This is a genomic window from Fibrobacter sp. (assembly GCF_017551775.1).
Classification (GTDB): Bacteria; Fibrobacterota; Fibrobacteria; order Fibrobacterales; family Fibrobacteraceae; genus Fibrobacter.
The window spans coordinates 1-9,409 of record NZ_JAFZKX010000098.1 but is presented as its reverse complement, the minus strand read 5'-3'; the positions used below and the strand labels follow the sequence as shown (position 1 = coordinate 9,409).

At 50.9% G+C, this 9,409-nt stretch carries 7 protein-coding genes; 5 read left to right on the top strand and 2 right to left on the bottom strand.

Features of this window, described 5'->3' with window-relative positions:
• Positions 1–170: 170 nt before the first annotated feature.
• Positions 171–3,365: a hypothetical protein gene (locus tag IK012_RS11690; RefSeq protein WP_290954760.1), complete on the bottom strand. Its 3,195-nt coding sequence runs from the start codon at positions 3,363–3,365 to the stop codon at positions 171–173.
• A gap of 9 nt (positions 3,366–3,374) precedes the next feature.
• Positions 3,375–3,797 carry a T9SS type A sorting domain-containing protein gene (locus IK012_RS11685; RefSeq protein WP_290954758.1) on the bottom strand — a complete coding sequence of 141 codons (423 nt, stop codon included), beginning with the start codon at positions 3,795–3,797 and terminating at the stop codon, positions 3,375–3,377.
• Positions 3,798–3,984: 187 nt separating this feature from the next.
• On the opposite strand from IK012_RS11685, the gene IK012_RS11680 reads away from it, so the two are divergent.
• The 5 genes from IK012_RS11680 to sdhA form a co-directional block, all read left to right on the top strand.
• Complete coding sequence (locus tag IK012_RS11680) at positions 3,985–4,470, top strand: hypothetical protein (protein WP_290954756.1); 486 nt, start codon at positions 3,985–3,987, stop codon at positions 4,468–4,470.
• Between the two features lie 161 nt (positions 4,471–4,631).
• Positions 4,632–6,662: a peptidyl-prolyl cis-trans isomerase gene (locus IK012_RS11675; RefSeq protein ID WP_290954755.1), complete on the top strand. Its 2,031-nt coding sequence runs from the start codon at positions 4,632–4,634 to the stop codon at positions 6,660–6,662.
• Between the two features lie 159 nt (positions 6,663–6,821).
• Positions 6,822–7,274 carry a nucleoside-diphosphate kinase gene (gene ndk, locus IK012_RS11670; RefSeq protein WP_173380188.1) on the top strand — a complete coding sequence of 151 codons (453 nt, stop codon included), beginning with the start codon at positions 6,822–6,824 and terminating at the stop codon, positions 7,272–7,274.
• Between the two features lie 36 nt (positions 7,275–7,310).
• The gene (locus IK012_RS11665) at positions 7,311–8,162 is read left to right on the top strand and encodes a succinate dehydrogenase cytochrome b subunit (protein WP_290954751.1); all 852 of its coding nucleotides are present in this window, start codon (positions 7,311–7,313) and stop codon (positions 8,160–8,162) included.
• Between the two features lie 11 nt (positions 8,163–8,173).
• A partial coding sequence (gene sdhA, locus IK012_RS11660) for a succinate dehydrogenase (quinone) flavoprotein subunit (protein ID WP_290954749.1) occupies positions 8,174–9,409 on the top strand: 1,236 nt, incomplete at its 3' end.

Sequence of the window (9,409 nt, the reverse complement as noted above, 5' to 3'; positions counted from 1 at the left end):
GAAAAAAATACGGATTATCGGAATTGTCTACCGCCGAAGGCAAATCCGCCGCAAAGGCGAAACCGCAAAGCAGCCAAAAAGACAACCTTGGAGCAAGAAAACCATGATTCATAAAAACCTCAAAAAGCCCCCCTGTGTGTGGGGGGGCTTAGTGAATATGTTAGAACGGATTAGTAGAAGTCGTTATCGTTGTCCCAATAATAGTTAATCCCGAACTTGTAACCCGCATGAATATCGCCACCGCATGCATCACCACAATAACCGTCTGTGTCATCGTATTTGATTCCATTATTACCATCGTGGCTGTTAATATCCGTTCCTTCTCCAACAAGGAATCTATTCTCGTCTTTTTTTGGAGCATTATCGCTGCGACCATTTCCAAAGACCCAGCCAGAGCCATCACTTTTCACTAAATTCTCATACGGCCAACTAATCTTTTTAGTAAAGGCTTTTTTGGGGTGATTAGATTCTATATAGATTTCCAAACACATTCCTTCTTTGCCGATGCTAAAATCTCGCGTGTCGTTGTCGGGTTTTTCATCATTTTTATCAAGCTCTTCTGAAAAGAAGATCACCGTTTCTCCATGAGCAACTTTTCCTGCATCATGATCAAACGCACGCCAAGAAGTAAGACCGGTACCTGCGTCACAGTGTTTTGTACCAAAGAGACCAATATTCGACCAAATGTCAGTTCGAGCACCACCAGAGTAATTGTACTCGCCACCAAAATCATATAAACTAATCTCTAAATGAAGTCGGCCTACGTTACGGAACTTTTCTTCCGTGCCTTTGGAGAACACCATAACCGGATCGTCGGAATCGCCTTCCGTAGTATAGGCATATACACGATAACAGTAATAAGGAGAACCACGGCCAACTGGGTCATGATACACGCCACTTGTGTCGTTATGCACAAAAACATTAAAGCCATTATAAGAACCACCGTTCACTATTTTTGCCCCGTTTTTGATGCTCTCCGGCAATTGAACTTCGCGCGCCCAGCCATCTTGATAATTCTTTTTAACACGCAAAATGACATATCCTTTCACGCGGGGATCCGTAGAACGGTCATACTTCACAATAATTTGCGAACGATCTGCACTTTTTCCGAGTTTCAAGTTCGTCGCAGGTCTCAAAGCCGAAGAAATCGACAAGGTGTGCGCCTCAATCTTTGCTCCGTCTCCAGCTTTAACTTCAATCGTGACATTTGTTTTCTCTAAAATCGTAAGCGGAGTCTTGAAAATGTAAACCTCTTTACCATTCTCTACAGTCCGCTTCACAGGATACGTTTTCCCATTCACTGTATACGTAACCCCAGCCACCATTTCCGCATTGGGCACGACCTTGATAAAGGCGGATGGAGCTTGGACTAGGATTTCGAAGCTGTCTTTTTTAGCAAGCGCTGCGGAATCCTTACGCAACAAAGCCGTAGAATCCACCATCAACGAATCGGCAAATACCTGAAGCAAGGAGAGAGAGGCGTCCTTAAACGTCAGGCGTTTGAGCATTTCCGTGTTCTTGGTCGGATCCGGATCTTCCTTGTCGTTCATTCCGTCTCCATCCGTATCTTCGTTCGCCGGATTTGTATAAAATTTGACTGTAGATTCGCCCTTGGTCCATCCGTTGATTTCATCGTAATCCGACAAACCGTCGCCATCGGAATCAACCTTGGTATCATCCGTTCCAAACAGGTGTTCCGTCAAGAACGGAACCCCGTCGTGGTCCTGGTCCATGCTGTAGAAGATATGCACGGCATCTCCAGCACCCACGAGAATCTTTTCCAAATCATAGGAGGCGTAGGAGAATGTGTACAATTCTATGTTGTTGCGTCCGTTCTTCAGGTCCGCAGCACGCTGGATGGAAACATACCACATGGCATTATCCTTCGAGTTGTACTTGTATTCTTCAATAGAGGCAAGTCCGTAAAGTTTCTTCTTAGAAGGTCCTTCAACAGAATCTTGTTTAAAATTCACGTGAGCATTGCGCAGTAATTCTGCAAGAGAAGTCTTTGCGTACATATCATCGCTTCCCTTGTTGTCGGGATTGTAGCGGTAATTCGTTGCAACCTGATATCGCACAGACCTGTTGCCGGTAGCTTCGGGACCGTAATCAATAGTAATGTCTGCCGTCTTGGCGGCTACCTTCGTATATGTTACCGTAAAATCGTTGCTGCCACCATCAATGGTTATTTTTTGCGTCGAAGAACCGAGCACGATAGCACTTGTATTGTAGATTAGGTTCTTAATTAGTTCAACCGGCACTTCGCTATTGCAGAAATTTGCGTCGGTCGATTCACCCGGCTTGAGCGTGATATTGCTCCAGATTAAACTGCCGTCGCGGCTCAAGTCGGCAAGGATTGCCAATGTACTGGTATCCTTAATATCATAAGTAGAAGCGGATATTTTTAAAGCCTCGATAGTAAAAGCAAGGTCTGATGTATTTTTGAGTTCCACCTGCATACAGAGCGTTGCGCCGTTCACCTGGCTACCTTCGGACGTTTCCTTGGCCATGGCCTTTTCGTAGCTTTCAGCAACGCTGCTTTCTACGGAGGAGCCCCAGCTCATGCCCGTGGAACTAGTGTAGCTACCGTTGTAACCGACAGTAACCTTTCCGGAATAACCAACATTTGCACCAGTAGTGGTAGCGGAGACTTCTACACCTTGAGTCGTTGAAACGTTCCAGGCATTCATGATGTCTACGCTACGGCTTTCCTCGTAGCTCGTTGAATTCGTATTGGTAACTTCCGTACCTTCCGTAATAGTTTCACTCTTGTTTTTCCCTTCCGATGTCGTTACATTAAGCCATATGCCAGGCGATTTTTTCAACGTTATCCTAAGCCCCGGCACGTCGGCAATACGCGGATTGAACTTGGTCGGGTTCGTGGGCGAATACATGCCGTCGGCGAGTTCCTCGCCATCGCTCCAGCCATCGCCATCCGTATCGGCAGAGTTCGGGTTCGTATCGTACTTGTAAATTTCGTCAAGGTCGGCAAGGCCGTCGCTATCCATGTCCTTTTCGGAATCCATATCAATAATCTCGATATTCTTGATTTCAGAAAGCTTGAATGTATGGTTCCCTGCCAAGACGCCTTCGCCTACCGTCACGGTCATCGTTTCTTTGCTCTTGTCCTTGAGCGTGAACGCCATGCGGTCAATATCCGAAAGCTTGATAGACTGTTTGGCCTTTCCCGAGATGTCCATCTCTTTCTTTTCGGCTTTTCCGGAGAAAGTCAGGCTGTCAATAGTCGTCAGGTTCAGGCTTGTCGAAGGATTTTTTTCGCCATCCTTATATACGTTGATGACGCCAGCCATGCTGAACGATGCGGAAGCCACAAGAAGGGCCGAAATTTTTTGAATCGTTTTCATTGTATCCTCCTACTGCTTCACGTTGATGTTGAGATTTGTAAGGCGGGTTCCCGTTTGGACCTGCACCACATAGAGCCCGGAATGGAGCCCCGGATAGATCTCGTTTGCTCCCTTCACGAGACTTGCGTTACGGTAAACGCAATTGCCCAGAGCGTCAAAGATCCGGACTATAGAACGGTTTTCCGGAACGCTTATGGATAAACTTCCTGTATGGCGATTCCAGGTGACCGATGCGCCAGCCAGCTTTGCCGATGCGGGAGTCGACAATACTTGGGACGAGTCGTTCTTGTCGGCCTCGAACGTTATTTTCGCTACGGTTTCCACCCAAAATCGTTCGGTAGTGCCGTCCGCCTTGGTGACTTTGATAAGATGCGTTGTCCCAGCCAAGGCGAAGGCTGTTAAAACGAGTATGAATAACACAAGCTTTTTCATGTTTTGTACTCCTATATGAAATATTTCTTCCTTGTATTTTCAGTGTTTATGTTTGCATGGTCTATTCGGCCATCCGATTCATTAATTGATGGTTAGAGCTTTTTTACTCATTATTTTGTGCGAAAATTTTTATTTACGTTGCTTTTTTGATTATTTTTCATCTTGAACCTTTTCAAAGGAGCCACCTATGGCATTCGATTCAAAAAGCGAAGATCAAATTGGCGAAGCAGCCCCTGCCGTGAGCATCCAGAAGCATCCCGCCGGCAAGTTCATGTGGAGCATGGCTCTCGGTGGCCCGCTCCTTTCATGGATTGTGCATCACCGGGAAACGACAAAAAGTCAGTACGGCTTCTTCTGGCCCATGATTGGTTGGGGTATCTTGGTAAATATCCCCGAAATGATACTGGGAGCGTTGTCGACGTTATATGAACCGGAAGGAACAATAGGTGTCTTTACCATCCTTTATTGGGTGTGGTATGTCGCGATATTTGTCATTATGGGAAAACTCGGTGCCGGCAAGATGACGGACTGCGTTCCCGATTACAATCCGGCTGATTACAAGCGCAGAGAACGCATCGGCATTATTGTTGGTGTCGTCTTTATCGGGCTTGTTTTGTGCTTCACGGTTATGGCGGCAATACTTCTGGCCGCCGCCAACATGTCCAATTTGTAGTCTCGTACTATAGCGAATGACGGGCCGTTTCGGGTTGGACCGGAAGGCCGTAAATCCGCTTTTGGCGGGGTTTGCGGCTTTTTTTTACGTTCGACGATGCGTCCGTGAATGCGCAATTGACTATATTTAAGCGGGTTTTTAAGCTTTTCTACGAGGATTTGATGAACAAAAAATTGCTTTTTATCAGTTCCCTTTGTTGCGCAGCCTTGATGGGCTGCAATGGAATCGGAATGGGCGAGGACAAGGTCGCCCGCGTCGATAACGAAATTGTTTATACCGAGGACTTGGACCTCGCGATAAAGCTTTCGGGTGCAGAACGCTCGTCTGAGGCGCAAATTGCCGGAGATCTCATCGCGAAGGCCGCCATGGTTTCCAAGGCCGTGAGCGAAAATCCGGACCTCGAGAGCCGCTGGAACGCCTATTCGAAGAACCTCGATGACCGTCTGCTCACGCTCGTGTACCAGCGCTACTATTCCATGGAGTGCCTCACGTTCTCCGATGCGGACCTGCGCAATTACTTCAATACGCACAAGAGCGAGTTCGCGAAGGATTCTGGCGAAGTCCACTTTATCGACGTTCGCGGTACAGTGGCCGAACACCTGCTCATCTCCCGCGAAGCCGAAAAGTTCAAGGAAGCGGGCAACGATACCGTCAATTTCCTCCGCCAGTACAGGCGCAACCTGATGGAAACTTCCATCAAGGAAATCAACGAGAGGTATCCGGTCCAGATAGAGAAGATTGTTCCGCCGAACGCAGAAAGCTACTACGAGAAGCACAAGGAAGAATTCAAGACTGCTCCTGCGTATGAAGTTTACCATGTGCAGATGGAAGATTCCGCGGCGCTTGCCAATTTGTTCCAGAAGCCCGTGAAGGACCTCGAACAGTTCAAGGAATTGGCCGCCAAGTATAGCGAAAACAAGGAAACTGCCGCGAACGGCGGTTACGTGGGGAAGGTGAAGGAAGGCTTCGCGTTCCCGTACGGTATCGGCATTGTCGTCGGCCTGGACGAGGCCTTCAAGGATAAGCCCGAGGGGACGGTTTCCCCGGTCCTTGCGACGACGATGACTCCCGGACGTCACGTGTTCTACCTCGTGAAGGCTTTCCCGCCCGAGGTGAAGCCTTTCGATCGCGTGAAGGGCGAAGTTGAAAACCGCATGCTGAATAGCGGTTTCCTGGAACTGGATTCCAGCTACGTGCTCATCTCCAAGAACGGGAAGCCCTTCTTTACCGAAGGCGATTTCCTGAACATCCTTGCCGAAGAACCTGGCTTGCCGAAGAGCAACCGCTCCAGGGACCGCATCGTGCATAGCCTTGCCGAAAGCGCCTCTTTCGCCGACGAAGCCCGCAGCCTCAAGCTCGACCGCTCGTGGGAATACCGCGCATTCATGCGCCAGACCCGCGGCAACTACATCCTCGCGCATTACGAGGAGTTGGCGAAAATCAAGGACATGCTGCCCGAAGACTCCCTGAAGGCGTTCTTCGAGAAGAATGGCAACCCGGTGCGTCCGCGTCTCGAGTTCGAGGAGTCCAAGGAAGACATAAACGACTTCATTAAATTCCCCGAAAACATTCTGAAGCACGAATACTACTTCAACAGCATGCTGTACAAGGGCAAGGAAATTGAGGATATCCGCAAGCAGGTATTCTCCAACAATATTAGCGCCCTCCGCGCTGCCCGCAGGGAACGCCGCGAAGCCGATGTCCTGGCTGCTGCCGACATTCGTCTTTACAGGAGCGACTTGCCGGTGAATGTACCGGCCTCTACGCCCGCGGCTCTTATGCAGGAGGCCGATTCGCTTTACAAGATGCGCGCATACGATGCTGCCCTCGCTTCGTGGAAGAAGGTTCGCAACCGTTATGCGGATGTCGATTCTCTCTACGCGCTGGCTACGTTCCAGATTGCACAGATCGAATCTGAAGCAGAACAGTTCTCCATGGCTCAATCCGAGTACTACACGTACTACAAGATGTGGCCCGAGTCTCCGGATGCCGAAAAGGCCATGTTCAGCCGCGGGTTCGTTCTGAACGAGAACCTGCACAACGATTCCCTCGCACTCCAGGTCCTGGAAGAATTCCAGAAGACTTACCCCAATAGCGAAATGGGGAAGGACGTGGAATGGCTCATCGAGAACATCAAGTCCGGCGGAAAACTCGCCGAGGACCTGATGAAGAAGATCGAGGCGGAAGAGTAGAGCCTTCGGCTCAGTTCTTAGTTCTGAGTTACTAGTTCAGAGTATTTTTATGCGAGATGCATTTTAAATGCCCGATTTTTCTAGTGACTAGGAACTGGGAACTAGTTCCTTTTTCTCGCGAAAAATTATATTTGAAACACTCACAAAAAAGGTAACCTTATGGAAATGACATTTGCAATGATCAAGCCCAATGCCGTTAAGTCCGGCTTGGTTGGTCGCATTATTGACCGCTACATCAGTGCCGGCCTCTCTGTCTGCGCCGTGAAGATGCACCAGATGACCTCTGAAGATGCCCGCGGTTTCTACGCCGAACACGTCGAAAAGCCGTTCTTCCCGGAACTCGAGGCCTACATGACCAAGGGCCCGTCCGTGATGCTCGCTCTCGGTGGTGAAAACGCTATCGCCAAGGTCCGCGCTATCAACGGCGCTACCAATCCGGCCAAGGCTGAACCCGGTACCCTCCGCTATGACTTTGCCCCTTCCATGACCGAAAACGTCGTGCACAGCTCCGACAGCCCCGAGTCCGCTGCCCGCGAGCTTGACTTCTGGTTCAAGAAGGAAGAACGCTACGCCTACGAAATGCCTTCTCTCAAGGCCTGCTGCGTCCTCTAAGTTTCAAAAATAACCCTCTCAAGGAGACACAACTCAATGCAATGGATCGTCAAGTATCTTACCTCTTCCATCGGTAAGAAGCAGATCATGGGATGCACTGGTGCGGCACTCGCCCTGTTCGTCCTCGGCCACATGTGTGGTAACTTCCAGCTCCTGAACTTCGACCAGGCGTCGGCGCAGGCTTCTTACAATGCCTACACCGAGTTCCTGACCGGGTTCAACCCGCTTCACTTCCCGGTGAAGCTGATTTACCTCGTTGAATTGGGCCTTGTGGCTTGCTTCGCTCTCCACATCTTCCTCGCCGTGACGCTGAAGATCGAGAACAAGAAGGCCCGCGGTGGCATCGAATACGAAGTCAGCGCACGCAAGGGCAAGAAGACCTTCGCGACCTTCACCATGATCTGGTCCGGTCTCTTCATTGTCGGCTTCCTCATCCAGCACCTCATGATGCTCAAGTTCGGCGAACACTACCTCTACGTGAATGCCGAAGGTGAAATCGTCCGCGACATGTGGCTCACCACCATCGAGATGTTTGCCAACCCGGCATGGGCTGTCTTCTATGTGATCAGCATGTTCGTTATCGGCATGCACCTGTTCCACGCCATTTCTTCTGCGTTCCAGACCATGGGTATCGCTCACCAGAAGTGGACTCCGATTATCGACGTCTGCGGCATCATCTACAGTGTCGTCGTCGCTCTCGGTTTCGGCATCACCGCGATTGCCGCCTTCTACCTCGCTAACCAGCCCGGTACGCAGGCCCTGATTGAAAAGTCTCGCGCCCTCCAGCCGCAGTACGAACAGCAGCAGAAGGAAAAGGCCGCTGCCAAGACTTCCTTCGTGATTCCCTCTGTCGGCGAAGTACAAGTTTCTTTCAACGTTGAAAAGTAAGGAGACCACTAATGATTCTTGATTCTAAAATCCCCGGTGGTTCCATCGAAGAAAAGTGGACCAAGCATAAGTTCGAACTCAAGCTCGTGAACCCCGCCAACAAGCGTAAGTTCACGGTGATCGTCGTGGGTACTGGCCTTGCCGGTGCTTCCGCTGCCGCTTCTCTCGCCGAACTTGGTTACAACGTCAAGTCTTTCTGCATTCAGGATAGCCCCCGCCGTGCGCACTCCATTGCCGCTCAGGGTGGTATCAACGCTGCCAAGAACTACAAGAACGACGGCGACTCCGTTTACCGCTTGTTCTACGATACCGTGAAGGGCGGTGACTTCCGCGCTCGCGAAGCCAACGTGCACCGCTTGGCCGAAAACTCCAACCTCATCATCGACCAGTGTGTCGCCCAGGGCGTTCCGTTCGGTCGTGAATACGGTGGACTTCTCGACAACCGTTCTTTCGGCGGTACGCAGGTTTCCCGTACGTTCTACGCCCGCGGTCAGACGGGTCAGCAGCTCCTCCTCGGTGCCTACCAGGCCCTCATGCGCCAGGTTGCCGCCGGCAAGGTGAAGATGTTCCCCCGCCGCGAAATGATGGACCTCGTCGTTATCGACGGCAAGGCTCGCGGTATCATCGTCCGTAACCTCATCACCGGCGAACTCGAAAGCCACGTGGCCGACGCTGTCTGCCTCTGCACCGGTGGTTACGGTAACGTCTACTACCTTTCTACCAATGCTCAGGGTTCTAACGTGACGGCCGCTTTCCGTGCTTACAAGCGCGGCGCCCTGTTCGCCAACCCCTGCTACACGCAGATTCACCCGACTTGCATTCCTCGCCACGGCGACCTGCAGTCCAAGCTCACCTTGATGAGCGAATCTCTCCGTAACGACGGCCGTATCTGGGTTCCGCGCAAGGCTGGCGACACCCGTTCTCCGGACCAGATCCCGGAAGAAGACCGTTACTACTACCTCGAAGAAAAGTACCCGAGCTTCGGTAACCTCGTCCCGCGTGACGTGGCTTCCCGTAACGCCAAGCAGGTTTGCGACGCCGGCCTCGGCGTGGGCAACACCAAGCAGGCTGTGTACCTCGACTTCGCCGACGCTATCCAGCGTATGGGCGTTGCCGGCGTGTCTGCCAAGTACGGCAACCTCTTCCAGATGTACGAGAAGATCACCGACGAAGACCCGTACAAGGTCCCGATGCGCATCTTCCCGGCCATCCACTACACGATGGGCGGCCTCTGGGTTGACTACGAT